Source organism: Stenotrophomonas sp. FR010, from assembly GCF_047520755.2.
GTDB lineage: Bacteria > Pseudomonadota > Gammaproteobacteria > Xanthomonadales > Xanthomonadaceae > Stenotrophomonas > Stenotrophomonas sepilia.
Genome location: NZ_JAXBQT020000031.1, coordinates 23567 through 47383, shown reverse-complemented (window position 1 = coordinate 47383; position 23817 = coordinate 23567). Strand labels below are relative to the sequence as shown.

Below are 23817 nucleotides of genomic sequence, written 5' to 3'. Positions count from 1 at the left end.
GGCATGGTTCCGCTGGCGGCATGTCACCGGTAGAGTTCGAAAAGCGCTACGCGCAGAGCGGCGACTGAGTGTCTATGGAACTCTGGTCGGTCCAACGTCCTGTAGACGCGCTCGGGTGACTGCACCTGCACTTTCATCGAAGGTGCCATTGTTCACCAACGCTGTGTTCGCCTCGCCCGCTGCGGTGCCAGGCTTGGAGAAAGCGACAAACAGGTCGTGCGCACCGGCACTGCCGGCCACAGCGAACAGCAGTAGTGTGGCGGATAGTTGCGTGTTTCTCATGATGTGTAGCTCCTCGTGATCGTGGCTTACCAGTGGTAACCAAAGCGGACATTCCAGCGACGACCCAGCAAGTCGTACGTCATGGTGTCGGTGTCGGTGTTGGGGTTGTTCTTCACGAACGGCGCCTTCTTATCGAGCACTTTTTCAACGCCGGCGGAGATATCCCACTTCTTCTTGATGCCGTAGCTCAGTTGCAGGCTGTGGTACACCACGCTGGACACATGCGAGCCGATCGTGTCGGGCACGGCGATGATGTCGTCCGCGCTGCCGATGTACTGCGCCGAATAGACGCCGGTCCAACGGTTCTTGCCCATACGCAGTGAGCCCAAGCCACGCCACTGGGTGTAGCTACCCAAGCCGCTGGTGATCTTGCCGGCGTACTCAATGGTGGTGGCCCCGGGCGTGAGCGCCCCCAACCCACGCGGGGTGAGTCTGGAGGTCCTGGAAGCCCTGCTGGATCTGGTCATGGCCTCGGGCAAGGTACGTGTGGTCGACGTGGCGGAACTGTGTCCGCCCCTGGATCCGGATCAAGCCACCGCACGTGTGGCCGCGCGTTTGATCCACCGAATGGTCAGTGCGCAGGCTCAGTGAAGTGATATCGGCTGGCAAAAGGCAGTGAGCTAATGGGAACGCTCAGCCAGCAACTGCTTCATTTGCGCGATCTCCTGTGTCTGCGAGGTAATAATGTCCTGGCAGAGCTTCACCAACTCAGGATCCTTCAGACGATTCTCCTCACACATCAGGATGGCGCCAGCGTGGTGGGGAATCATCGAACGGATGAACTGTTTGTCAGTGACCGCTGCTTGAGTGCGAATGCCCCACCAGCAGAACAGCATGAACGCCACCGTCAGACCAGCCAGAATCAGATTGCGTCGGCGATCGGGGTACATGCTGGACATTAGCCACAGCTCGATCAGCAGCATGGGAGCGGCCATCAGGCCCGCCATGTAGAACTGGTTCACGTTGTTATAGACGTTAGCCCACTGATCGACCATTGCGTACATCAATGCGTACATGGCCACGAAAGACAGGCCCATCATCAACAACAGGCGGCCGTAATGGCCTTGATGCCCTTGTTGTGCCTGGTGGGCAGGTTGGTGTGAGGCGTGCGGTTTTGCGTGCTGGGACTGCGGGTCTTGCGCGTTTTCGTGCGTACCGTGCGAAGAGGACATAACAATCTCCGTGGGAATGGCAGAACGGCGGAAGAACCCGCGAACTGTTGGAACAGCTCCCGGGCTGAGAACACTTACATACCCTTGCCGGCAGCGAATTCCTGCGGGCTCAGCTTGCCATCTTTGTTGCTATCGAGCATGCCAAAGTGCGGCGCCAGCTTGTGCTTGGCCAGTTCTTCCTTGGACAGCGAGCCGTCCTTGTTGGCATCGAGCTTGGTGAAATCGGCATCGGCCGCCGCCGGCTTGTGCTGACCGTGGTCGGTGGTGGGCGTGGTGGTCTGGCCGCCGGCGAAGGCCGCGCCCGCCATCAGGAACAAGGCCATCATCGAGAGGGAGGCATAACGCTTCATTGCAGTACTCCTTGTGGGATATGAGCCATCAGTGACAGGAATGGCCGCGCGCAGGCTCATCGGCGCGGTCAGGGTGGGGGGTGGCAACAACGGTGGAGCCGGACAAACGCAGGGCATTGGTGACCACCGAAACCGAGCTCAGGCTCATGGCCAGGGCCGCCATCATCGGACTGAGCAAAAGGCCGAAGCTGGGATACAGCAAGCCGGCGGCGATAGGCACGCCGATGGCGTTGTAGACGAAGGCGAAGCCCAGGTTCTGCTTCATATTGGCCACCGTCAAAGACGAGATGGCACGGGCTTGCACGATGCGCCTCAAATCACCCTTGACCAGGGTGAGCTGGGCGCTGGACATGGCCACATCCGTGCCCGTCCCCATCGCGATGCCCACATCGGCTGCCGCCAGGGCCGGCGCATCGTTGATGCCATCGCCAGCCATGGCCACGCGACGACCCTGGGCTTTGAGTTGCTGGACCAGGTCGGCCTTGTCCTGCGGCTTGACGCCACCACGCACATCCTCGATGCCCAGCGTGCGCCCCACGGCCTCGGCCGTCGCCTGTGCGTCACCGGAGGCCATCACCACGTGCAGGCCATCGGCACGTAGCAGGTTCAAGGCAGGCAAGGTCGTGGCTTTGATGGGATCAGCCACCGCAATGGCGCCGGCCAACCGACCATTGACCGCCAGGAACATCACGCTAGCGCCTTCTTTCCGAAGACGCTCGGCGCTGCTTTGCAAAGGTGCTACATCGGCGCCAACCGACGCCATCAGGCTTTGGTTGCCGAGCACGACATCCTGATCGGACACGCGCCCGCGGACGCCTTGGCCGGTGAGCGAATCAAAATCTTGGGCGGCCACCAGGTTCAAGCCACGTCGCTGGGCTTCAGCCACGATGGCCTCGGCCAAGGGGTGCTCACTGCCCTGCTCCAAGCTGCCGGCCAAACAAAGGATCTGATCGGCGTCGAAGCCGGCGTTGGAGAGCGTGTCGCGAAAGGCTGGACGCCCCTCGGTCAACGTACCGGTCTTGTCCACGATCAACGTGTCGATCAGACGTAGCTGCTCGATCGCCTGAGCATCGCGGAACAGGACCCCGACCTGCGCAGCGCGGCCAGTGGCGACCATGATCGACATGGGGGTAGCCAAACCCAAGGCACACGGGCAAGCAATGATCAGAACCGATACGGCATTGAGGACGGCAAAGGTCCAGGACGGTTCGGGTCCAAACAGACCCCATCCGAAGAACGTGAGCACCGCCGTGGCCAGCACGGCCAGGACAAACCAGTACGCCACCTTGTCCGCCATACGCTGCATCGGCGCGCGGGAGCGCTGGGCTTGGGCTACCAACTGCACAATCTGCGCCAGTACCGTCCCGGATCCGACTTTGTCCGCCCGGATGACTAAGGCGCCCGTCCCGTTGAGCGTGGCGCCTATAACGTGATCACCGACAGCCTTCTCCACCGGAATGGGTTCACCGGTCAGCATCGACTCATCGACACTGGCGCGGCCTTCGATGACTTCCCCATCGACCGGCACCTTCTCGCCCGGTCGTACGCGAAGCAGATCACCCACGTGCACGTGATCCAGCGCAACGTCCTCTTCGCCCCCATCGGGTTTGACGCGGCGAGCCGTCTTGGGCGCCAATCCCAGCAGGGACTTGATGGCCGCCGAGGTTTTGGAACGCGCCCGCAGTTCCAGCAGCTGTCCGAGCAGGGTGAGCGAGACGATGACCGCTGCCGCCTCGAAGTAGACCCCTACCCGTCCATGCTCGCGGAAAGAGTCCGGAAACAGGTCCGGTGCCACGGTGGCCACCACGCTGTAGCCAAACGCGGCGGCCACGCCGATGCCGATCAGCGTCCACATGTTGGGGCTGCGATTGCCGATGGACTGTAGGCAGCGCTCAAAGAAAGGCCACCCCGCCCAGAGCACCACCGGGGCGCTCAGCACGAGCTCAATCCAGGTGCGCGCCTGCGTGGACAAGCCGGGCAGACGGTGTCCCAGCATGGCCAAGACCAGGACGATCAACGTCAAAGGCAACGTCCACCAGAACCTTCGGGTGAAATCGCGTAACTCTGGATTGTCGTCCTCCTCCAGCGAGGGCATCTCCGGCTCCAGCGCCATGCCGCAGATCGGACAGGTGCCGGGACCTGGCTGACGAATCTGCGGATGCATCGGGCAGGTGTAGACCGTGGCGTGGGTACCGCTGGGTTGGGCCACCGCTGCTGGGGCGGTCACTTCAACTTGCTGGGGAGCATCGTCCGTATAGCGGACGGGATTGGTGATGACCCGTCCATCCGCAGCCTCGACAGGGGCTGCGCCTGCAGAATGGTGATGGTCATGGGACGACGGTGAGTTCATGCCGATGCTCGCTTTAGTGGGGATGGACTGCCAAGGCAGTGTGCCATTGCGGGTTACACAGCTATTCGGGGCTGAGCGTCCCGAGCACTGAAACAACAATCAGGATCAAGATGGCCAGCGCGGCCTCAGCCGTAACACTCTGCCGCAAAGCCCGCACCTCCTGCGCGGGATCTCCGCTGGTCAGCGCTCGTTCCAAGCGCGGCACCAGCGTCCATCGGTGCAGCGCTCCCAAACCCAGCATTCCAGCGAACAGGGCCAGTTTGAAAAGCAGCAACTTCCCGTAGGTGCTCTGGAACAGGGCCGAAAACGACCACGCGGTGAGATCCCCGTAGTGCGCGATGCCGGACACGATGAGCGCACCAACGAAGATCGTTCCCAGCGTCGAAAAACCATGCAGAAAGTCATGCGTTGATCGCAGACGCCCGCTGCCGTTCGTCTCTTTGCCGCGCAGCAGCATGGCAAGGAACATCAGGACCGCTGCGATCCAGCCGCCTGCCGCGAGAAGATGGACGATGCCTGCAGCAAGCCGGACCGCGCCTGCCAAGCCCTCGCCAGCGGCGGCGTGGCCGTTCCATGCCAGCGAAGCGAGTGCGCCGCCCGCCAGCATCGCCCCCAGCGGGAAGGCGGTCTCCACCTTCCCGCGGCGACGATGCCATCCGAGCACGAACATCAGGGCGACCAGCAGCGCGCCTCTCGCCATGGCTGCCCGGCCCGCGGACGTCTCGAGCAGATACCAGCCAAGCGATGCGCGATCAACCTCGGCAAGCGGCATTCCCATGATGCCCGCGGTCTTGAAGACGACATCGAGCCCGGTGAGCACGAGACCGGCTACGGCACCCGCCAATAGAACGCCCATGAGTGACCACCCGGCCAAGGCGTCGGCGAGTGCCGATCGACGCGACCCGTACCAACCGAAGAGTGGAACCCCGAAAAGAACCATGATGACAAGGTATTCCAAGAATCTCAGTGCATAAGCCGACAGGTCGAACATTCGCGACTCCTCAGCGCACCGTGAAGCTGAAGCTGCCCGGCATGGGGTGGTTGTCACCACCGACGGCGCGGTATTCCACGGTATAGACGCCCGGAGCCAGCGGTCCAGGCAACTTGGCACGCAGGGTCTTGCCGTTGTTGACGATCTCGGTCGTGAAATTCTCGATCGGCATGGTGGAACTGCCGTGCTTCATGAGCAACTTGAGACGCGACGCCCGCGGAATCAATGTCTCGTTGAACACGAGATCGATCTGGCCTGGCGAGGCCACCACCGCATTTGCCGCCGGTGTGGACTGCTGCAGCGCGGCGTGGGCGTGCGCGACCTGCAGCGAAAACTGCCCGGCCGCGATTGCGAGGACGAGCGCGAAGGAGCGAATGACGTTGGACGACTTCATATGGATAAATCCTCATTGGAATGTGATGCAAAGCCCGTTCGGGAGGGGCCGCGCTGTGTTCGACGCGACAAGCGTTAGATGTCGGACTGTCACTGAAACCACGATTTGTCGGATTTTCTTGATACTTCCGCTTTCGCGAGACGAGGATCCCACCGGCTCAGGCGGGATCCTCGACGCATTACGCTGCCATGGCGCTGCAGCTTTCCGCGCAGCGGCGACAAACTTCGGCGCAGCGCGTCATCTCAGGGTCGTTCATGGCGTCGCATGCATCGGCGCACTGGCGGCAGATCTCCGCGCAGGCACCGCAAACCACGTCGTGAACGCTGGCACCGCGCAGCATCGCGTCGGCACTGGTTGCGCAGGTATCGGCACACGTCGCCAACAGCGCGATGTGCTCCGGGGCCGCGTGAACACCTCCTTTGGTCAGGCAGTAGTTGATGGTCTCCAGGCAGATCGCATGGCATTGCGTGCAGTTGTCGATGCACTCGTTCATGGCCTGGGGCCGGTGTGCTGCGGAATGGTGAGTCATGTAGTTCTCCTTCTTCCTCGCGGGCGAGAATCGGCGCGCCCGCAACACCGTCCCCTGTTGCTGCGACGGATCAGTGCTGTGCGAACGGTTCAGTGGTTCCGTCGCGATGTATCAGCTCGACCGTGAACGGCTGCTGGCGTCCCTCCGGGACCTCCATGCCCGGAGAACCAAGCGGCATCCCTGGGAGGACCAGGCCGCGTGCGTTCGGCTTTTCTTCGAGGAGACGCTTGATGTCCGCGGCCGGAACGTGGCCTTCGATGACGTATCCGCCGATCTCGGCCGTGTGGCAGGAGCCCTTTGCATAGGGGACACCCAACCGCTCCTTGACCAGACCCAGGTCATCCATGTCGTGCACATCCACGGTGAATCCCGCCTTCTGCACGTGGTCGATCCAGACACCGCAGCACCCGCAGGTCGGGGTCTTGTGGACGGTCATGCGTGGCAGGGCTGCTGGAGTCGCGTCGGCTGATTGGACGACAACCTGTGCGGAGGGCGAGGTTGTGGGTTGCGCGGATGAAGCATCCTGGGTGCAAGCACCCAGACCAGCCACGGCAAGGACCACAAAAGTCAGACGGTGCAATGTGAGCGTAGTCATTTCAATCTCTCGACTCAGCGCTTGGTCCGCGAGGACCAGTGGATGTGGACGATCCGCCAGCCGTCCGCGGTCTCCTTCAGCACCATCGTCTCGTCGCTCTGGACGGTCAGTGGCTGGCCGTCCTTCTGGGCATGCAACTCGCTTTCGGTTCCGACCCACGCGAACTCGCCAGCGGCTCGTGCGCGCTGACGGAGCAGCTGGCGATGGGCGCCCTTGAGGAACGCAGCATCGCTGACTGCGTGATGGCCCATGTATTCCTCGCGGCTGCGTTCGGCGCCCCCGGACTCGAGGATGAGAACGTCGGCAGCGAGCAGGGCTTCGACCGTGGCCAGATCGCCGCTAGACAGGGCCCTGTTGAAACGCTCCGCTACGGCGACCGCGGCCTCTGCAGTGACTGGGACGTCGACGTCCGCAGATGCCGCGGCAGCGGGGTGATGTGCGTGCGGCTGTGTCGCCTGCGCCATTGCGGGGGACACGACGGCCAGTGCCAGTGCGAGGGTGAACGAGATTGCTGTTGCGTTCATTGCGTGGGCTCCAAGAAGATCAATGGGGGTGCGCATGGCCGTCATCGGCCACGGGCGTGTGTGGTGCAGGGTGCGACTCCACCTTGCCGTCGGGATGGCCGTGGCTCACCAACCCGACTTCCGTGTCGCTGGGTGTCGGGCCGTGGTGATCGTCGTCCACGCCCGGCGGGTGCGCATGCGGCATGGAGTTGTTGCCCGGCTCGAATAAGGCAGGGTGATCCTCGGCCTTTTCGTCGTCATGGTGGCCTTGCGTCTCGCCGCCGCCATGCGAATGGCCCTCGCTGCTGTCGACAAGTTCCTTGTACGCAGTCGCGTCCAGCGTGGGCAACTTCTGCAGGAAGGCCGACATGTTCCATATGAACTCATCGTCCATGCTGCCGCCCCAAGCGGGCATGCCGCTGGCCTTGATGCCGTGCTTGATCACCCAGAACGCCTCAGCTGGAGCGACCGGCTGTTTGCTTAGGTTCGGTGGCGCGGGGTACAGGCCCTTGCTCATCTCGGTGGCCGCCGCGTCTGGTGAAAGATGGCAGGTCACGCACATGGCGTTGTAGTTGCCCGCACCCTGGCGGATACGCTCAGGATCATCAAGGTTCGTGGGTAGCTGAAGCTTGGCGGCGCGCACCTCAATGGAACGCTCGCGCGCCGTTTCAAGTAGCGCATACACCGGGCGACTATGCGGATCGTCGGCGGCCACGTTGTACACGCCCAGAGAGAGCGTGGCGGTTGCGACCACCGCAACCAATGCCACGCCGGCACCGAGCCATACCCACATCTTTTTGTTGGATTTCATTGTCAGTTCCCCTTAGAACCAGGTACGAAGGCCGATGACCAAGCGCGTGTCTTCAAAGGACTCGCCATGCTCGCGTCGCATGTCTGCGGTATTGCCAAACGCGCGCTCGTACACCACGCCGATGTAGGGAGCGAACTTTCGGGTGAACTCATAGCGAAGTCGTAGCCCCGCCTCAGCGGCACTCAGACCCGAACCTATCCCGCGCAATGGATCGTTCTTGCCATAGGCGGTGACTTCCACCAGCGGCTGCAAGATCAGCCGGTTGGTTAGCAGCAATTCGTACTCGGCCTCGACATTGGCGGCAGTCTGGCCCCCTTCGCCGAGATAGGCTGTGGCGGACACTTCGAACTTCATCGGCGCCAAGCCCTGTACACCGATAGCGGCGAAGTTCTGCGATGCCCCAGGCTTGAAGTCATGACGCACACCGGCCACCACATCCCACCACGTGGAGATACTGCGGCCGTAAAGCACTTCCAGATCAGCCGACTCGGTCTGACCATCCGTGCGTTCGCCTTCACTGCGGAGCCAGACGCGATTGAGGTCCGTACCGATCCAGCCCTGGCCCTCCCAGCCCAGCCCGGTGCCCGGATCGGCATCCCAGGTTTCCAGGCGATTGAGCAGCACGTAGCTCTTGATCGAGTTGTCATGCACCGGATGCGCGTGTTCCGGCGCGATGGCCGCCTTGCGATCCGCGTCCGTCACCGCGGGAATCGGGGTGCGCGGCTGCGTTGGCGCTGCAGGCCCGTGTCCCATCTGACTGTGGTCCATGCCCTCCATCGATTGCATTCCCGCTTCTGGTGTAGCGGGCGCGGGCGAATCATGGCCCATCTGCGAATGGTCCATCCCCTGCATCGCAGGCGTGGCCGTGCCGGAGGTGTCGGCTGCAGCGGGCTGTGCCATCTGACTGTGATCCATGCCCTGCATCGACTGCGCCTGCGCTGTGGGCGCCGCAGGTGTGCTCGCGGGCGAGCCGTGCCCCATCTGCGAATGGTCCATGCCCTGCATGGCAGGCTCGGCTGCGTTAGCCTGCGGCTCGGCGTGGCCCATCGCCGCATGATCGATCGTCGCTTCGCTCGTCTTGGCCGGTGTTGCAGGCTTTTGGGCTGGCGCAGGTTTTGATGTCGGTGCCTGATGTGCAGAGTGATCCTGAGTCTGGGTCTGCGCGCCCTGCTCCATCTGCATGGAGCCGTGCTGCATAGATTGGGCGCTGGCCGCATTGGCCAGGGCCAGCGAGATAGCCGTCAGCGCAGTCAGGGTGGTATCGCGTCTATTGATGTTCATTCGTCGACCCTCACCGTGCGCATCATTCCGGCTTCCATGTGATAAAGCAGGTGGCAATGGAACGCCCAGCTGCCCAACGCATCGGCACGCACGCGATACGTGCGTCGGCTACCTGGCGGCATATCCACCGTGTGCTTGCGCACCATGAAGTTGCCGTTGTCGTCCTCCACGTCACTCCACATGCCGTGCAAATGGATGGGATGGGTCATCATCGTGTCGTTAACCAATACGATGCGCATACGCTCGCCGTAGTTCAGCCGCAGCGGCTCGACATCGGAAAACTTCTGACCGTTGAAGCCCCAGGAGAATTTCTCCATGTGTCCGGTCAGATGCAGCTCGATCTCGCGACCGGGGTCGCGTCCGTCAGGGTCTTCAAAGGTGCTCTTGAGCATGGAATACGTCAGCACATGACGGCCGTTATCGCGCAGGCCATTGCCCGGATCATCCAAGCGCGAACTCACGCTCATGGCTTGGTTGTCCAACAGGGGATTGTTGGTCTCGCTAGCAGGGTGTGATTGCATGCCCCCGTGCTGCATGCCTGCCATGGCACCATCGCCGGCGGCGGGCATCGCATGGCCTGCATGGGCCGAGGTCGCGTTACCGCTGACAGGTGGGGTCATGCCAGGCATGCCCATGGCCGCACCACAGCCGCCTTCCATGCCCTTGCTGCCGCCAGACATATCCATCGACCCATGATCCATGCCCATGTCTGCCATCGTCAGCAGCGGCCGGGGATCCACAGACGGAACGGGCGCGCGTAATCCTTCGCGCACAGCGAGCGTGCCGCTGATGTAGCCGGTGCGACCGGAGTCTTGGGCAAAGATGGTGAATGCGTCCTGCCCGGAGGGCTCCACGATCACATCGAAGGTTTCTGCTACCGCGATGCGGAACTCGTCGACGGAAACCGGATGGACATACAAGCCATCTGCCGCCACCACGGTCATCTTCAGCCCCGGAATACGCACATCGAAGTACGTCATGGCAGAGCCATTGATGAAACGCAGGCGCACCTTCTCGCCACTGCGGAACAAACCGGTCCAGTTGCCCAGTGAGGTCGTGCCGTTCATCAGGTAGGTGTAGGTGTTGGCGTTGACGTCGGACAGGTCCGTGGGCGTCATCCGCATCACGCCCCACATCTTGCGATCTTCCAACGTGGCCGACAGGCCGTTGCGCTTCACATCGCGCGCAAAATCGCCGACCGTGCGCTTGTAGTAATTGTCATGGCCCGGCATCTTCTTCAAACGATCGAACAGGGCCGTCGGGTCCAGGTCTGTCCAATCGCTCAGCATCACGACGTAGTCGCGATCGAAACTGAAGGGCTCCGGCTCCAATGGGTCGATGACGATCGGGCCATAGAGCCCGGCTTGTTCCTGGAACCCTGAGTGGCTGTGGTACCAGTAGGTTCCGCCCTGATGCAGGGTGAACCGGTAGTGGTAGGTCTCACCACGTCCGATACCGTCAAAGCTCAGACCCGGCACGCCGTCCATGTTGGCCGGCAAAATGATGCCGTGCCAATGGATGGAGGTGTCCGCGCCATGGATGGAGTTAGCGGGCAATGCATTAGAGACGCGCAAGTTGACCGTGGTGCCTTCCCGCCACCGCAGCAACGGCGCCGGAACGGACCCGTTGACCGTGATCGCGGTGCGGGTCTTGCCGGTGAAGTTCATCGGCGTCTCGCCAATGGTCAGGTCAAACTCAGTGCCCGATAGTACGTTGGGTTGTCCCGGCCCCTTGAGCGCCCAACTGGCTTTGGGCCAGAAACCTAATCCTGCGACTGCGCCTCCCAAGGCCAAGCCTTGGACAAATCGCCGCCGCGAAGGCAGCAGCGGTCCACCGCGTGGACCACGAAAATCATCATGCGACATGAAAATGCTCCAAGCGTCGTGTTGCCACCGGCGGGCGGTGGTACAGAGCGGGCGGCTGGCCTAAACAGGCATGCAAGCCACACCAACGGCGCCATTGCGGCGCCTAGGGACGCTTAGCCGATCGGTGGTCGGATCAGATGAGGCAAGGCAGGTGCCGCATGCCCTAGGGGCAGCGGCATGACATCCAGGCCCAAGGCCAGTTGCACCGAAACATGCAGGCGCGCAGGAAGTGCGCTCGCGCAAGCGTGTACGCAGGCGCACCGGCACGCAGAAGACTTGCAACAGTCGGGACCGGCATGGTCGCCATGCCCAGTGCCAGCCTTTTCAATCGATGTGGCATCGGGATGATGCTCAGCACTGTGATGGGCGAAGCAGTCTTCGTCGACTTGCACCGCGGCAGCCACTTCGCTGGCCTGCTCTTCCATGACCGGGTTCATACTGACGGACGCAAACGCCGACCACGCGCCGTTAAGCACGAGCATGGCGATCAGGAACAGTCGCAGTAGAAGTGAGGAGGCTGACACGGGCGACATGGTATATCACTTTAGACAAGGCGCGTGTGTATCGGTCGTGAACAAAATCTCAAGTAAGCCTGAGATGTCGCGACTTGTCAGTCGCACTAGCCGCGGACACTGCAGCTCCCTCCAGAAGCGCCCAAAGGGCGGGTTGAGGCGAAGAGTTGCCCATAGGGCGAGCGCTTGTTCGGTTTACTTCTCGGGCGTGGCCTCGATCAGCTTCACCAACTCGCGCTTCTGCTGCTTGCTTAGCGAGCCCCAGCGCAGGAGCAACTTGGCCAGCAGATCATCGTCGGTGTAAAGGAAGGCGGCGGGGATCCCCAACGCTTGGGCCAACCGCTCAGCAATCTCCAGCATGGGCTCGTGCTTGCCACGCTCGTACTGGTTGATTCGGGGGCTGGCCACGTGAGGATCCAGACCGGCCCGGATGCCCAACTCCTTCTGCGACAAACCCGTGTGCAGGCGGGCTTGTTTGAGGCGTCGAGCGAAGGTCGGTGTTGAGTCGACGGACAAAGTCACGCGCGCACCCCATGGAGACCCCATAAGGATGGCGGATGTACCCAGCCTTGCATACTAAGATATTCTTAGCTTTGAGGCAACCGGCGACACCGGTAGCGCCGCCCCCCCCCCAGGAGCCACGCCGCTCCCTCATCCCCGGAAACCGCATGCCCGGAACCTCGTCAATGACGCCATCTGGGGTCGCCAGCATCGAGGAGTTGGGCCTTCGTGGCACCCTTTTCCTAGCCGCACTGTTAGCCGCGCAGCTACGACGCCTACCGGTGGCGCCCACACGCCGCTCCACCTTGCTGGTGCTGGACACGCTGCGAGACTTGGCCTTGATCCAAGTTCCCTGGCCAGCGGATCGATGGCAGATCCGCCCCGATGCCGAGGTCACGCCCATCGAAGATCCGCAATGTGCTTTCGCCTGGTCTACCCACGAGCGCAGGCACCTGCTCCCGGTGCTGGAAGACCAACTCGGCGATATGGCACACGATGTAGACTTGGCGGACGCGAAACTGGAGCTGTGGGATGAACTTGCACTCTGGGAGACCGAGCAGTTTCTGGAGCAGCAATTGCTCAAACATCACTTCGACCCAGGCTGGGCACGTGATGTGGGGTTCGTCTTTCAATCCGGACCGCGGGGCTTGCCGATCGCGCGGTGGCGTTACTGCTGCTGGGCGGCGGTACGCCAAGGTGCCTCGGTGGCGATGCGTCTTGGCGTGCACGACAGCGCCCATGTGCGGGAAGCCATCTTTCAGGAGGTCCAGAAGCGCCTGCGCTACCTGATGACCAGTTCGCCCGAGCAAGGCATGTTCAAGCCCTATCATTTGGCACCGGAGTCCTCAGTAGCCAAACTGTTTGTAGATTGGGTCGTCCCTATGGAATGGGCGTACTGGACAGGTGAGCGCCACCCCAGCCGCTAGCAGACAAACGAGCAGCCTCGTCAGTCGGCTCCCCCATCTTGCGCATGGCCGCGCCGAGTTTTCTTCACCGCATTTTGTGCTGGCGTCAGTTGATTCAGTAGAGGCTCTAGCGCTTCAAGACGTGCATTGGCACGCAACGCATCGGCTTCAGCGCTCTCGCGGCGCTCACGCTCCCGCGCAAGGGTGTCTTGAACTTGAGCTAGCTCGTTGCGCATGGTATCCAAGGTCTTGGCGTCAGTCTTCCAGCGCTCCTGCAGTGCCAAATAGTCCGTCGCGGTCTGGCGCAACGCCACGACCTCGCTGTGTTGGCCTTCGTGGGCCTGTCGTAGCTGGGCAAGCTCACGCTCAATCCGCCCGTGGCGCTCCAGCCATTGACCATTGTCGCGGTTCAGCACCAACAGCTCCTGATTCTTCGCGCCCAAGGCTTCATTGGCCTGACGTAAGGCTACTTGCAGCTCTTGGACCTGATGCTCGTGACGGCGAAGCTCTTGCTCACGCTGCTCTTTGGTTGAAGTGCGGTAGTGCTCAAGCGCTTCCCGGGCATGGGCATGCTTGTCCTCCAGAGAACGCGTATGCGCCTCATGATCAGCCAGCCGCACCGTCATGCCAGCGATGCGCTCGTTCAACTGGGCGATTTCCGCGATCCTGTCACCTAGATTCTGTTGAAGGAGGGCGTGAGCAGCTTGCTCTTGGTGCAGGCTTGCTTCGGTGCGCTGCAGCCGACTGCTCAAGGCGGCAGCCTCCTCTTGGGCACCGGAAAGCGCCTGTTGCCGACTGTGGAGCTCAGCCTGATGGCGCTCACGCTCCTGGGTGAGGATGGCCTCTGCTTCCTCCTGGAGCCGCGAGGCCAAGCGCGCAACCAAGTCCTGCAAAGCATCACTAACGGCTACCGTCCTCGCCGGACCGCCGCCTTCCTCTCCTTCCAGTTCACGCAAGTAGCGGTGGATCGTGGTCTTGGAGCCCGTGTTGCCCAAGGCCACTCGCACCGCGTCGACTGACGGCTTCTTGCGTTGGGCCAGCAGCGCGTCGCGCGCCTTCTGGACGTCACTCTTATAGAGTCCTGCGCGCGCCATCGTGCCACCTCACTTTATTTCGTAATGTATTACATACCATGTAATTACATACTATTAAAGCAGGTAGACGACCGCTCGTCGGCGAAAATAGTTATACGGGATAATATTGAATTATCCCGCGTAAGGCGGATTCTGACCCTTCCCGGCGTCCCAAGCAGTACGAAACCGCCCAGGGCCGGCGATCGCTGGGTAGTATGGCCCAGAGCGGAAAGGAGGCCAGCCAGGGTGCAGGCAGGCTCCGCCACCGAGCCCGTTGGCCATCATAGGACTGTGCATGCCGATCGAACGTATCGTCATCGACAACTTCAAGTCGTTTCGCCATCTGGACCTGCCCCTCAATGCCCACATGAACCTGGTGGTGGGCGACAACGAGGTCGGTAAATCCACCCTGCTGGAGGCCATCCACGCGGTGGTCACCGGCCAGCTGCATGGGCGCAATCTTGCCTACGAGCTCACGCCCTACCTGTTCCACCAGCCCACGGTGCAGGAGTACTTGGGAGCGCTTGCCACGGGCACGCCGGCCTCGCCGCCACGGATCTCCATCGAAGCCTATCTGGGCGCCGACGCCGCGCTGGCGTCGTTACGCGGCACCAACAACTCCCTGCGTCTGGATACCGCCGGCATCCGGCTGCTGGTCGAGCTCAACGACGACTACCGCGAGGAGTTCAACGCCTACCTGCAGCAGCACCAGGGCGCGGTCAGCCTGCCGGTGGAGTACTACACGGTGCGCTGGTACTCCTTCGCCAACAATGGCGTCACCGCCCGTAGTATTCCGTTCGACTCGACCATCATCGACACGCACGGCATCAAGACCTTGTCCGGTGCCGATCGCTATATCGCCGGCATCATCGAGCAGGCACTGACGCCTGCGCAGCGCGTCTCGCTGTCGCTGAGCTTCCGCCGCATGCGGCAGAGCTTTTCCGAAGAAGCGGATGTGGCAGCGATCAATGCCTACTTGACCGAGCACACCGGGGACATCAGCCACAGGGCATTGACGGTAGGCGTGGACACATCGCCGCGCTCAACGTGGGAAACCAGCCTGTCACCCTACCTGGATGAGCTCCCGTTCACCCAGGCCGGCAAGGGCGAGCAAAGCGCGGTGAAGATGAAGCTGGCGATGCACGCGGCCGGCGCGGCTCACGTGCTGCTGATCGAGGAGCCGGAGAACCATCTGTCCTATTCCAGCATGACCCAGCTGATCGACAAGATTGCGGCCCTCTCCACCGCCCAGCAGGTGATCATCGCCACCCACAGCAGCTTCGTGTTGAACAAGCTGGGCGTGGACAACGTGATCCTGTTCAGCGCGCAAGGCCAGATGAAGCTGGACCAGCTGCCCAGCGATACCCACGACTATTTCATGAAGCTGCCGGGCCACGACACGCTGCGGTTGATCCTGGCCAAGCAGGCGATCCTGGTGGAAGGCCCTTCCGACGAACTGATCGTGCAGCGTGCCTACAGTGACCATCACGGCGTGGCGCCGATGGCTCACGGCGTAGACATCATTTCGGTCAAGTCGTTGGCATTCAAACGCTTCTTGCAGATTGCCGATCGACTGAGGATTCAGGCCAAGGTGATCACCGACAACGACGGTGATATCGCAGTTGTGCAAGAGCGCTATGCCGAGCACATCAACGCGATCTATTACGATTCCGACGAGAGCGCCCCTTCGCTGGAAGAGCAGCTGATCAAAGCCAACTCGCTGGCCGAACTCAATACCGTGCTGGGCAAGGCCTTTGCCGATGAGGTGGCGCTGCTCAAGTACATGAAGGGCCATAAGACCGATACGGCCTTGGCGATTTTCAATAGCCCGCACTCGATCAGGTTCCCGGACTATGTCCAGCGTGCCATCACCTAACCGGGTCCTGCTCTCGGCAGCCGGCTCGGGCAAGACCACGTTGCTGGTCCGGCAGGCCTTGGAGCGACCTGAGCGCCGCATCGCGATTGTCACCTACACGCTGGAAAACCTGGAAGAGATCCGGCGCTCGTTTGAGGCCCACGCAGGCGCGGTCCCCGCGCATGTCACCTTGCACAGCTGGTATGGCTTTCTGCTGCGCCAGTGCATTCGCCCGTACCAGGCTGCGCTTTGCCCTGAGCCTCGCATCGAGACCATCCTGTTCGTAGAAGGTGTCACCAACAACCGCGCCCCACGCACCCAGGTGGCGCGCCACTACCTGGCGGGCAACCGGATGTATTCGGACCGAGCGGCCGATTTCGCTGTGCGCTGCGATGAGCTGACCCAAGGCCAGGTCGTGGCGCGATTGGCGGCGATGTACGACGAGCTCTACATCGACGAAGTCCAGGATCTGGCCGGCTTTGATCTGGATCTGGTCGAACGGCTGTTGAAGAGCGAGATTGCCATCACGTTGGTAGGCGATACGCGCCAAGCCACGTATGCGACCAACTATGCGCAAAGGTACAGCCAATACCGTGGTCCGAATCTGGCAGCGCTGTTTCAGATTTGGGAGGCCGACGGCTTATGCCGGCTGGATCACCGCCTCACCAGTCTGCGCTGCGTCCAGGCCCTGTGCGATATGGCTGACACGCTCTATCCGCAGATGCCGCGGACCCAATCAGGCAATGGCGAGGTCACCGGACACGATGGCATCTACCTCGTCGCTCCAGGGGATGTGGCCGCGTACATGCAGGAGTTCGCCCCCACCGTGCTCCGGCATGACCGGCGGCAGGCGTGCGACGGACTGCCGGCGGTGAACTTTGGGCAGTGCAAGGGCCGCACCTACAGTCGGGTCCTCATCTTTCCGAACGGGCCGTTGACGCAGTACCTGCGCACGGCCGATGCAGCGCGTATCACCGCGCCGCCGAAATACTACGTGGCCTTCACCCGGGCGCGGCAAAGCGTGGCCTTTGTGTATGCCGGCGCGTGCGCGTTGCCGGGTCATCAGCTCTATGCGCCTGCCAGCGCAGACGCATAGAGCCAGGGGCTGCGATCACATCTTCTTTAACGGCGCCGCGGTGGGCGGCGGCGGTACCGGGCCCGGGTCGTTGAAACACAGCATGATCTGATCGATGCCGAATTGATCGGCCAGGACCTGGGCAATCACAGCATGCACCAGGTCCAGGTCGACCGAGGGCGCCGCGACCGTGATGGTGGCCGCGATCGCACGGCCATGCTCACCGGCGACCAGGCGCAGGTCGTCCACCGCTTTCACGCCCGGGTCGGTAAACATCGCCGCACGGACCTGTTCCAGGTTGAGCTCGTTCATGGGGACTCCAAAGCAGTGCTACCGGCGCGGGGAGCTCGGTCGCGATGCAGCCAACGATAGAGCACCGGCAGCACCAACAAGGTCAATGCGGTGGATGAGACGATGCCGCCGATGACGACAGTGGCCAGCGGCCGCTGCACTTCCGAGCCAGCACCGACATTCAAGGCCATGGGTAGGAAGCCCAGCGAGGCTACCAGGGCGGTCATCAACACCGGTCGCAGGCGTCCAAGGGCGCCGTCGCGCACAGCGTCGTCTAGCGGATCGCCCTGTTCGCGCAGACGGCGGATGAAGGCGATCATGACCAGCCCGTTGAGTACGGCCACGCCCGACAGCGCGATGAAGCCCACGCCGGCAGAGATCGACAACGGAATCCCGCGCAGAGCCAGTGCCAGCACACCGCCGGTCAGCGCCAGCGGCACGCCACTGAACACAATGGCCGCATCCTTGGCCGAGCCGAAGGCCATGAATAGCAGAGCGAAGATCAACGCCAGTGTCACCGGAACGACCACGCCCAGGCGTTGGGTGGCCGAGATCAGCTGCTCGAAGGTGCCGCCGTAATCGATCCAGTAGCCCTCTGGAAGCGCGACATCCTGGCCGATGCGTGTGCGCAACTCGCCGACGAACCCGCCCAGATCGCGCTCGCGCACGTTGGCGGTGATCACCACGCGGCGCTTGCCGTTCTCGCGGTTGATCTGATTGGGCCCGCGCTCTACCTGGATCTTCGCCACTTCCCGCAGCGGCACCGTGCGAGGCCCCCCATTGGCGCCGGCGGCCAGACGGCTGGACTCATCGACACTGGTGCTTGCCGGCAGCGGAATGGGCAGATCTGCCAGCACAGCGGGGTCTTGGCGCTGCGCTTCGGGCAGGCGCACGACCAGGTCGAAGCGGCGGTCGCCCTCGATCAACTGGCCGGCAACACTGCCCCCAATGGCGGTGGCCACCGTTTCCTGCACATCGCCCGGGTTCAGGCCATACCGTGCCAATGCCGCCGGATCTGGCGTGATGGTCAGCAGCGGCAGGCCGGAGACCTGCTCGGCCTTGACGTCTTCGGCGCCGGGGACGCTACGCATGACCCGCTCGACCCGGCTGGCCAGGCGCGTCAACTGGTCAAGGTTGTCGCCGTAGACCTTGACCGCCACGTCCGAACGGACGCCGGAGATCAACTCGTTGGTGCGCATCTGGATGGGCTGGGTGAACTCGTAGTTGCTGCCCGGGATTTCCTTGGCCGCCGCCTCCAGCTCTTCCACCAGCTCGGCCTTGGGCTTGCGCGGGTCGGGCCACTGGTCGCGGGGCTTGAGCATCAGGAAGGTGTCGGCCATCGACGGCGGCATAGGATCGGTGGCCACCTCGGCGGTGCCGATCTTTGAGAAGATGTTGGCCACCTCCGGGAACTGGGCCAGGCGCTTCTCCAGCGTTTCCTGCATGGCCACCGACTGCTCCAAGCTGGTGCCGGGAATACGCATGGGCTGCAAGGTGATGTCGCCCTCATCCAGGCTCGGCACGAACTCCGAACCCAAGCGGGTGGCCAGCACGCCACAGCCCACCACCAGCACGGCCGCGCCGGCCAGCACCACCACGCGCCGACGCAGGGCCCAATCCAGCAGCGGCGTATAACGGGCACGCGACCAGCGCATCAGGCGGTTGTCGTGCTCAGCCACACGGCCGCGCAGGAAGCTGGCGATCGCCGCCGGCACGAAGGTCAGCGACAACACCATGGCGCCGGTCAGGGCCAGCACCACCGTGATCGCCATCGGGTGGAACATTTTTCCTTCTACCCCGGACAGCGAGAAGATCGGCAGGTAGACCGCGGCGATGATGCCCAGGCCAAACAGGCTGGGACGGATCACCTCGGCGGTGGCCGAGGCGGTCAGGTCATAGCGCTCTTCATCGTTGAGCTGGCGGCCTAGCGCGTGCTGCGCCTCGCCGAACCGGCGCAGACAGTTCTCGATGATGATCACCGCCCCGTCCACGATCAGGCCGAAGTCCAGCGCGCCCAGGCTCATCAGGTTGCCCGACACGCCGCCACGCACCATGCCGATGATGGTGAACAGCATCGCCAACGGGATCACCGCCGCGGTGATCAACGAGGCGCGCACATTGCCCAGCAGCAGGAACAGCACCACCACCACCAGCAGCGCGCCCTCGATCAGGTTCTTGGACACCGTGCCGATGGTGCGATCCACCAGCGCGGTGCGGTCATAGACGGCCTTGGCATGGACGCCGGCAGGCAGGCTGGCGTTGGCGGCATCCAGCTTGGCCGCGGCCGCCTGGGAGACTTCCCGGCTGTTGGCGCCGAACAACATGAAGGCGGTACCGACCACGACCTCGTGGCCATTCTGGGTGGCCGCGCCCGTGCGCAGCTCCTTGCCTTCGCCCACGCTAGCGACGTCGCGCACCCGAATGGGCACGCCATCGCGCCGGTCCAGCACGATGTTGCCGATTGCCTCCAGATTGGCTAGCTGGCCCGGCACGCGCACCAGGAACTGCTGTCCGTTGCGCTCGATGTAGCCGGCGCCGATGTTCTGGTTGTTGCGCATGACCGCGGCGACCACGTCGTTCAACGTGAAGCCCAGCGCCACCAACTGAGCTGGATCGGGAGTGATGTGGATCTGCCGCTCGAAGCCGCCGATGGTGTTGACCTCGGTGACGCCGGGCGTGGTGCGCAGCTGCGGCCGGATCACCCAGTCCTGCAGGGTGCGCAGGTCCGTGGCCGTGTACGGGGTGCCGTCGGGCTTGCGAGCGTTGGGCTCGGCCTCCACGGTGTACATGAAGATCTCGCCCAACCCGGTGGAGATCGGCCCCATTTCCGGGTCCAACCCTTCGGGAAGCTGGGAGGCGATCTGCTGCAGGCGCTCGGCGACCTGCTGGCGGGCAAAGTACAGGTCGGTGCCGTCCTTGAAGACGACGGTGACCTGCGAAAGCCCGTAGCGCGACAGCGAGCGGCTGTAGTCCAGCTTGGGCAGACCGGCCATGGCCGTTTCGATGGCAAAGGTGACCCGTTGTTCGGCCTCCAGCGGCGAGTAACCCGGGGCCTGGGTGTTGATCTGGACCTGGACGTTGGTGATGTCGGGTGTGGCGTCAATGGAAAGGTGACGGTAGCTCCACACGCCCAGCGCAACCAGCGCAGCGGTGAGCACTAGCGTCAGCCAGCGATGGCGGATGGACAGCCCAATGAGGCGTTCGAGCATGGCGGGCCTCATTCTTCTTCCACGGTGGACTTTTCGATGTCGGCCTTGATCAGGAAGCTTTGGGCCACCACCACCTGTTCACCGGCCTTGAGGCCTTCCAGCACTTCGGCGCGTTCGGCGTCGCGGCGCCCCAGCTTCACCGGCCGGGTGTGGTAGGTTTCGCCCTGCTGCACGTAGACCACGTCCTGGTCTTCTGCGGTCTGCAGCGCCGTGATCGGCACCACCAACGCTGCCGATTGGCGATCCACGGTGACCCGCGCCTTGACCGCCGACCCCGGCCGCCACAGGCCATCGGTGTTGGCCACCGTGCCGCGCGCAATGGTGCTTTGGCTGGCGGTGGCGGTGCCGGGCAGGACGCGCTCCAAGGTGGTCTGTGCGGTGACGCCATCGCTCAAGCGGGTAACCGTCACCGGCACGCCAGCACCGATGTGCTGGGCGTCGGCGCCGAAGATGTGCAGGTCCACCCACAGCGTGGACAGGTCGGCGACCTCAAACAGCGGCGCGCCCTCAGCGGCGGCCATGCCTACGGCGGCCGTGCGCGCCATGACCACGCCACTGATCGGCGCGGTGACGGTATAGGTGGTCAGGCTCAGGTTGCTCTCTACCGTGGCCAGTGCCTGGCCGGCCCGTACCTGATCACCCACGCCCGCACGCACGGAGCGGACCGGTCCGGGGAAGCGTGCCGTGACCTGCGCGATGCGACCGTCAATCGGGGTCAACAGCCCTTGCACCTCATGCTCGTCAGCAATCTCACCGGGGCCTGCCGGTGCGACCTGGATACCCGCTGCCTGCGCAGCTTTGGCGGCAATCTTGGTTTCCAGCGGCGCTTCCTCGTGCTCGCCGTGCTCTTCGCCCTCAGCGGCGGCGCCGCCTTCGGACGCTTCGTTGGGGGCCGACGCGTTGCAGGCGGCCAGCATCATCAGGGCCATGCCCAGTGCGGTCCAAGAAAAGCGATTCATGGGGTCTCTCCGGTGGAAGCAGCCGCCGGCGGCGCGACAAGCGCTTGGCCGGTCAGGCGTTGAATTTCGATCAGGGCGCGCTGCGCATCGAGCGCCACGTCCAGCTGCTGCTGGGCCATGGCCGTGCGTTCGGACTGCAGCTGTGCCCATTCCAGGTAGCTGATCGCGCCGGCGCGATAGGCGCGCTCGGCGGCCTTCTCAGCCCGGGCCAACTTCGGCAGCACCTCGCCTTGCAGCCGTGCCACCTCGGCCTGCGCCACGGTGTAGCGACCATGGGCTTCGACCAGCGTGGAATACAGCGACAGGCCCTTGGCCTCGCGCTCGATCGTCAGAACCTCCAGCTCGGCTTCGCCGGCGCGGATCTCCGGCTGCGCGCGGCTGCGGCTGCCCAGTGGCATGGACAGGCTGGCCACCAGCGCGGTGTCGTCAGTCTCCTGCAGGCGGCGCACGCCCAGCTGCCACGACAAGTCCGGCGAGGCCGCCGAACGCGCCAGCTGCAGTCGTGCCTGCGCGATCCGGCGGGCATCGGCAAACTGCGCCAACTCGGGAGTGCGCTCCAATTCCTCGGCCAGCGACTGCATGGACGCGATCGCCGGCAGGGTCATGGGATCCGCCGCGGCCACCTCGAAGCTCGGAGCACGTTCGCCCCAGAGGGCAGCAAGGTGCTGCCGGGCGGCAATGCGCTGCTGCTCGGCCCGATCACGGGTCAACTCTGCTCTCGCCAGTGCTGCTTGTGCGGTGAGCATCACCGATTCGGGAGACGCGCCAGCCTGCAGGCGCTGCCGGGCAGCGGCGACGGTCCGCTGGCGCTGGCCGACATCCATGTTCGTCAGGCTGCGTTGCCGGTCGGCACCGACAACGGCCAAATAGCGCTGCGCCGTCTCGGCGAGCAGGTCCAGCCGCCTGGTCTCGCGCTGCACGGCCAGTGCATCAATCCGGCTTTGGGCCAAGGTGCGGCGGGCGTCGAGCTTGCCGCCGCGCTCCAGGACCGAGCTCAGGCTCAAGGTCAACTCCGCGCTGTCCAGGCCACGGGCCGCGCCCGTGCCCAGCGCATTTTCAACCTCCGCCCCCAACGTCCACGGTGGCCGCTGCACGGCCTGGTCGCGCTCGGCAGCGAGCACCGTGGCTCGCGCATCGACCAGGCGCAGCTCGGGGTGGGTTTGGGCCACGCGTGCAAACGCGTCGTCCAAGGTCATCAGCTCTTCTGCTGTCGCCGGCGTTGCCGCCGCGCTCAACAGTAGCCACGCGGCCAGGGCCGCCAATCGCACATGCATGAAGTACTCCAGAATTTTCGATAGCCAACAGGGATCCGGCGCACGCCGGCGCGCATCACCCTGCGATCGGCGGCCGGAACGGCGCGAGCAGGTGCTCATGCCGATATCTGTCCGCATGGGCTGTCGCCGACGGCCAATGCCGGCCGATATGAGCAATGGCCAACACTATTTCTGGAGCCGGCGCGGCCTGGCTACAGCACAGCACCAGCTGCTGTAGCCGGTGCAGCGCGGCGTCTACGCCACGCTCGGAAGCTGGTGATGCCACTGCCGGGTCATGGTCGGCCGCGGCCAGATGGGTTTGAGCATGGAGCTCGCCAACCACTGCCAGCACCGGCTGCGTCACAAGGCCCACGGCCAAGTGCGCCAGCAGCAGCCAGCGCAGGCCACAGCTCAGCCGGCCAAGCGCTGTCATGCAGGCGTTTTGCGCGCGTCGGCACGCGCCCGGCGAGCATCACCCAAGATCTCGAAAGCCTCCTTGATCACATACAGGCCGATCAGGGCGCCGATCACGAAATCCGGGTAGGGGCTGGCCAGCCACCACACCAACAGGCCGGCCAGAATCACCCCAACGTTGGCCACCACATCGGCGCGGGTAAACAGCCAGGTCGCTCGCAGATGCACTTCGCCAGACTTCAAGGGGGCGAGCATACGGAGCACCTTCAGGTTCACGGCCAGCGAGACCAGAGCGGTACCGATCATCCAACCGCTGACCGGCTCGGCGCCGTACATCACCCGGCGGCCGACTTCGACCAGCACGCCTACGCCCAGCACCAGCAGCACGCTGCCACTGACCCACGCGGCGTTGGCCTTGAAGCGCGCCGTGCGCCCGATAGCGACCAGGCCAATGGCATAGGCGGTGGCGTCAGACAGCATGTCCAGCGCGTCAGCCAGCAGCCCGGTGGAATGGGCAATCCAGCCGGCAATGCCGCCGATCACGGCCATCGCTGCATTCAGGACCAAGGCGATCCAGAGGATGCGTCGCTCCTCCTTGTTCTTGGCTTCGTGGTGGCACCCGCAATCACTCATGTCTTGGTCCTCTG

Annotated in this window: 25 protein-coding genes; 4 read left to right on the top strand and 21 right to left on the bottom strand. The window is 63.6% G+C overall.

The window, feature by feature from the left end; all coding sequences use genetic code 11:
* Window positions 1-308: 308 nt before the first annotated feature.
* Window positions 309-749, bottom strand: coding sequence for a TonB-dependent receptor (locus ACM0PK_RS20160; protein ID WP_229298439.1), 441 nt, complete (start codon window positions 747-749; stop codon window positions 309-311).
* Here ACM0PK_RS20160 and ACM0PK_RS20155 point away from each other — a divergent pair.
* Window positions 667-873, top strand: coding sequence for an arginase family protein (locus ACM0PK_RS20155; RefSeq protein ID WP_005413410.1), 207 nt, complete (start codon window positions 667-669; stop codon window positions 871-873). The genes ACM0PK_RS20160 and ACM0PK_RS20155 overlap by 83 nt on opposite strands.
* Window positions 874-902: 29 nt before the next feature.
* On the opposite strand, the gene ACM0PK_RS20150 is transcribed toward ACM0PK_RS20155, so the two are convergent.
* From ACM0PK_RS20150 to ACM0PK_RS20090, 13 genes are all read right to left on the bottom strand, one after another.
* Window positions 903-1454, bottom strand: a complete 552-nt coding sequence (locus ACM0PK_RS20150; RefSeq protein WP_031269107.1) for a DUF305 domain-containing protein — start codon at window positions 1452-1454, stop codon at window positions 903-905.
* Between the two features lie 74 nt (window positions 1455-1528).
* The gene (locus ACM0PK_RS20145) at window positions 1529-1804 is read right to left on the bottom strand and encodes a hypothetical protein (protein ID WP_005413412.1); all 276 of its coding nucleotides are present in this window, start codon (window positions 1802-1804) and stop codon (window positions 1529-1531) included.
* 28 nt (window positions 1805-1832) lie between these two features.
* Complete coding sequence (locus ACM0PK_RS20140; protein WP_024957401.1) at window positions 1833-3968, bottom strand: copper-transporting P-type ATPase; 2136 nt, start codon at window positions 3966-3968, stop codon at window positions 1833-1835.
* A gap of 247 nt (window positions 3969-4215) precedes the next feature.
* On the bottom strand, window positions 4216-5145 hold the full coding sequence (copD, locus tag ACM0PK_RS20135; RefSeq protein ID WP_017354978.1) for a copper homeostasis membrane protein CopD: 930 nt from the start codon (window positions 5143-5145) through the stop codon (window positions 4216-4218).
* A 10-nt stretch (window positions 5146-5155) separates the two neighbouring features.
* Complete coding sequence (gene copC, locus ACM0PK_RS20130; RefSeq protein ID WP_005413416.1) at window positions 5156-5539, bottom strand: copper homeostasis periplasmic binding protein CopC; 384 nt, start codon at window positions 5537-5539, stop codon at window positions 5156-5158.
* Window positions 5540-5717: 178 nt separating this feature from the next.
* Complete coding sequence (locus ACM0PK_RS20125) at window positions 5718-6068, bottom strand: four-helix bundle copper-binding protein (RefSeq protein WP_012480213.1); 351 nt, start codon at window positions 6066-6068, stop codon at window positions 5718-5720.
* Between the two features lie 70 nt (window positions 6069-6138).
* A complete protein-coding gene (locus ACM0PK_RS20120) occupies window positions 6139-6663 on the bottom strand; it encodes a DUF411 domain-containing protein (protein WP_012480214.1) in 525 nt (174 codons plus the stop codon).
* 14 nt (window positions 6664-6677) lie between these two features.
* The gene (locus ACM0PK_RS20115; RefSeq protein ID WP_223224792.1) at window positions 6678-7223 is read right to left on the bottom strand and encodes a nuclear transport factor 2 family protein; all 546 of its coding nucleotides are present in this window, start codon (window positions 7221-7223) and stop codon (window positions 6678-6680) included.
* Window positions 7207-7977, bottom strand: coding sequence for a c-type cytochrome (locus tag ACM0PK_RS20110; RefSeq protein WP_005413420.1), 771 nt, complete (start codon window positions 7975-7977; stop codon window positions 7207-7209). Before ACM0PK_RS20110 ends, ACM0PK_RS20115 begins: the two co-directional genes overlap by 17 nt.
* 12 nt (window positions 7978-7989) lie before the next feature.
* Window positions 7990-9258 carry a copper-binding protein CopB gene (locus ACM0PK_RS20105; protein ID WP_005413421.1) on the bottom strand — a complete coding sequence of 423 codons (1269 nt, stop codon included), beginning with the start codon at window positions 9256-9258 and terminating at the stop codon, window positions 7990-7992.
* Window positions 9255-11123 carry a copper resistance system multicopper oxidase gene (locus ACM0PK_RS20100; protein ID WP_012480217.1) on the bottom strand — a complete coding sequence of 623 codons (1869 nt, stop codon included), beginning with the start codon at window positions 11121-11123 and terminating at the stop codon, window positions 9255-9257. Before ACM0PK_RS20100 ends, ACM0PK_RS20105 begins: the two co-directional genes overlap by 4 nt.
* A 113-nt stretch (window positions 11124-11236) precedes the next feature.
* Window positions 11237-11656: a transcriptional regulator CopL gene (gene copL / locus ACM0PK_RS20095; protein WP_012480218.1), complete on the bottom strand. Its 420-nt coding sequence runs from the start codon at window positions 11654-11656 to the stop codon at window positions 11237-11239.
* Window positions 11657-11830: 174 nt separating this feature from the next.
* On the bottom strand, window positions 11831-12181 hold the full coding sequence (locus ACM0PK_RS20090; protein ID WP_043033515.1) for a helix-turn-helix domain-containing protein: 351 nt from the start codon (window positions 12179-12181) through the stop codon (window positions 11831-11833).
* Window positions 12182-12303: 122 nt separating this feature from the next.
* Between ACM0PK_RS20090 and ACM0PK_RS20085 the strand changes: the two genes are divergently transcribed.
* Complete coding sequence (locus ACM0PK_RS20085) at window positions 12304-13062, top strand: hypothetical protein (RefSeq protein WP_231298593.1); 759 nt, start codon at window positions 12304-12306, stop codon at window positions 13060-13062.
* Between the two features lie 20 nt (window positions 13063-13082).
* Here ACM0PK_RS20085 and ACM0PK_RS20080 read toward each other — a convergent pair whose 3' ends face one another.
* The gene (locus ACM0PK_RS20080; protein ID WP_021201903.1) at window positions 13083-14135 is read right to left on the bottom strand and encodes a DNA-binding protein; all 1053 of its coding nucleotides are present in this window, start codon (window positions 14133-14135) and stop codon (window positions 13083-13085) included.
* 274 nt (window positions 14136-14409) lie between these two features.
* Between ACM0PK_RS20080 and ACM0PK_RS20075 the strand changes: the two genes are divergently transcribed.
* On the top strand, window positions 14410-15990 hold the full coding sequence (locus ACM0PK_RS20075) for an ATP-dependent nuclease (protein ID WP_026070029.1): 1581 nt from the start codon (window positions 14410-14412) through the stop codon (window positions 15988-15990).
* Complete coding sequence (locus ACM0PK_RS20070; RefSeq protein WP_043033512.1) at window positions 15968-17065, top strand: UvrD-helicase domain-containing protein; 1098 nt, start codon at window positions 15968-15970, stop codon at window positions 17063-17065. Before ACM0PK_RS20075 ends, ACM0PK_RS20070 begins: the two co-directional genes overlap by 23 nt.
* A 15-nt stretch (window positions 17066-17080) precedes the next feature.
* Here the strand turns inward: ACM0PK_RS20070 and ACM0PK_RS20065 are convergent, their stop codons facing one another.
* From ACM0PK_RS20065 to ACM0PK_RS20040, 6 genes are read right to left on the bottom strand one after another with little or no spacing between them, the layout of a single operon-like run.
* The gene (locus tag ACM0PK_RS20065) at window positions 17081-17356 is read right to left on the bottom strand and encodes a hypothetical protein (protein WP_019184735.1); all 276 of its coding nucleotides are present in this window, start codon (window positions 17354-17356) and stop codon (window positions 17081-17083) included.
* Window positions 17353-20544 (bottom strand): efflux RND transporter permease subunit, encoded by a 3192-nt coding sequence (locus tag ACM0PK_RS20060; RefSeq protein WP_049402758.1) that lies wholly within the window; start codon window positions 20542-20544, stop codon window positions 17353-17355. Before ACM0PK_RS20060 ends, ACM0PK_RS20065 begins: the two co-directional genes overlap by 4 nt.
* 8 nt (window positions 20545-20552) lie before the next feature.
* Window positions 20553-21503, bottom strand: a complete 951-nt coding sequence (locus ACM0PK_RS20055) for an efflux RND transporter periplasmic adaptor subunit (RefSeq protein WP_021201906.1) — start codon at window positions 21501-21503, stop codon at window positions 20553-20555.
* The gene (locus tag ACM0PK_RS20050; protein WP_043033510.1) at window positions 21500-22777 is read right to left on the bottom strand and encodes a TolC family protein; all 1278 of its coding nucleotides are present in this window, start codon (window positions 22775-22777) and stop codon (window positions 21500-21502) included. The genes ACM0PK_RS20055 and ACM0PK_RS20050 overlap by 4 nt, the downstream gene beginning before the upstream one ends.
* Before the next feature lie 55 nt (window positions 22778-22832).
* Window positions 22833-23189: a hypothetical protein gene (locus ACM0PK_RS20045; protein WP_012480228.1), complete on the bottom strand. Its 357-nt coding sequence runs from the start codon at window positions 23187-23189 to the stop codon at window positions 22833-22835.
* Window positions 23186-23803, bottom strand: coding sequence for a cation efflux transmembrane domain-containing protein (locus ACM0PK_RS20040; RefSeq protein WP_005413376.1), 618 nt, complete (start codon window positions 23801-23803; stop codon window positions 23186-23188). Before ACM0PK_RS20040 ends, ACM0PK_RS20045 begins: the two co-directional genes overlap by 4 nt.
* Between the last annotated feature and the right edge of the window lie 14 nt (window positions 23804-23817).

Bases quoted from the DNA above. Each gene is read 5' to 3' on its own strand.
- ACM0PK_RS20155 (WP_005413410.1), top strand. From the start codon at position 667: ATGGTGGTGGCCCCGGGCGTGAGCGCCCCCAACCCACGCGGGGTGAGT.
- ACM0PK_RS20160 (WP_229298439.1), bottom strand. From the start codon at position 749: ATGACCAGATCCAGCAGGGCTTCCAGGACCTCCAGACTCACCCCGCGT.
- ACM0PK_RS20150 (WP_031269107.1), bottom strand. From the start codon at position 1,454: ATGTCCTCTTCGCACGGTACGCACGAAAACGCGCAAGACCCGCAGTCC.
- ACM0PK_RS20145 (WP_005413412.1), bottom strand. From the start codon at position 1,804: ATGAAGCGTTATGCCTCCCTCTCGATGATGGCCTTGTTCCTGATGGCG.
- ACM0PK_RS20140 (WP_024957401.1), bottom strand. From the start codon at position 3,968: ATGCATCCGCAGATTCGTCAGCCAGGTCCCGGCACCTGTCCGATCTGC.
- copD (WP_017354978.1), bottom strand. From the start codon at position 5,145: ATGTTCGACCTGTCGGCTTATGCACTGAGATTCTTGGAATACCTTGTC.
- copC (WP_005413416.1), bottom strand. From the start codon at position 5,539: ATGAAGTCGTCCAACGTCATTCGCTCCTTCGCGCTCGTCCTCGCAATC.
- ACM0PK_RS20125 (WP_012480213.1), bottom strand. From the start codon at position 6,068: ATGACTCACCATTCCGCAGCACACCGGCCCCAGGCCATGAACGAGTGC.
- ACM0PK_RS20120 (WP_012480214.1), bottom strand. From the start codon at position 6,663: ATGACTACGCTCACATTGCACCGTCTGACTTTTGTGGTCCTTGCCGTG.
- ACM0PK_RS20115 (WP_223224792.1), bottom strand. From the start codon at position 7,223: ATGCGCACCCCCATTGATCTTCTTGGAGCCCACGCAATGAACGCAACA.
- ACM0PK_RS20110 (WP_005413420.1), bottom strand. From the start codon at position 7,977: ATGAAATCCAACAAAAAGATGTGGGTATGGCTCGGTGCCGGCGTGGCA.
- ACM0PK_RS20105 (WP_005413421.1), bottom strand. From the start codon at position 9,258: ATGAACATCAATAGACGCGATACCACCCTGACTGCGCTGACGGCTATC.
- ACM0PK_RS20100 (WP_012480217.1), bottom strand. From the start codon at position 11,123: ATGTCGCATGATGATTTTCGTGGTCCACGCGGTGGACCGCTGCTGCCT.
- copL (WP_012480218.1), bottom strand. From the start codon at position 11,656: ATGTCGCCCGTGTCAGCCTCCTCACTTCTACTGCGACTGTTCCTGATC.
- ACM0PK_RS20090 (WP_043033515.1), bottom strand. From the start codon at position 12,181: ATGGGGTCTCCATGGGGTGCGCGCGTGACTTTGTCCGTCGACTCAACA.
- ACM0PK_RS20085 (WP_231298593.1), top strand. From the start codon at position 12,304: ATGCCCGGAACCTCGTCAATGACGCCATCTGGGGTCGCCAGCATCGAG.
- ACM0PK_RS20080 (WP_021201903.1), bottom strand. From the start codon at position 14,135: ATGGCGCGCGCAGGACTCTATAAGAGTGACGTCCAGAAGGCGCGCGAC.
- ACM0PK_RS20075 (WP_026070029.1), top strand. From the start codon at position 14,410: ATGCCGATCGAACGTATCGTCATCGACAACTTCAAGTCGTTTCGCCAT.
- ACM0PK_RS20070 (WP_043033512.1), top strand. From the start codon at position 15,968: ATGTCCAGCGTGCCATCACCTAACCGGGTCCTGCTCTCGGCAGCCGGC.
- ACM0PK_RS20065 (WP_019184735.1), bottom strand. From the start codon at position 17,356: ATGAACGAGCTCAACCTGGAACAGGTCCGTGCGGCGATGTTTACCGAC.
- ACM0PK_RS20060 (WP_049402758.1), bottom strand. From the start codon at position 20,544: ATGCTCGAACGCCTCATTGGGCTGTCCATCCGCCATCGCTGGCTGACG.
- ACM0PK_RS20055 (WP_021201906.1), bottom strand. From the start codon at position 21,503: ATGAATCGCTTTTCTTGGACCGCACTGGGCATGGCCCTGATGATGCTG.
- ACM0PK_RS20050 (WP_043033510.1), bottom strand. From the start codon at position 22,777: ATGCATGTGCGATTGGCGGCCCTGGCCGCGTGGCTACTGTTGAGCGCG.
- ACM0PK_RS20045 (WP_012480228.1), bottom strand. From the start codon at position 23,189: ATGACAGCGCTTGGCCGGCTGAGCTGTGGCCTGCGCTGGCTGCTGCTG.
- ACM0PK_RS20040 (WP_005413376.1), bottom strand. From the start codon at position 23,803: ATGAGTGATTGCGGGTGCCACCACGAAGCCAAGAACAAGGAGGAGCGA.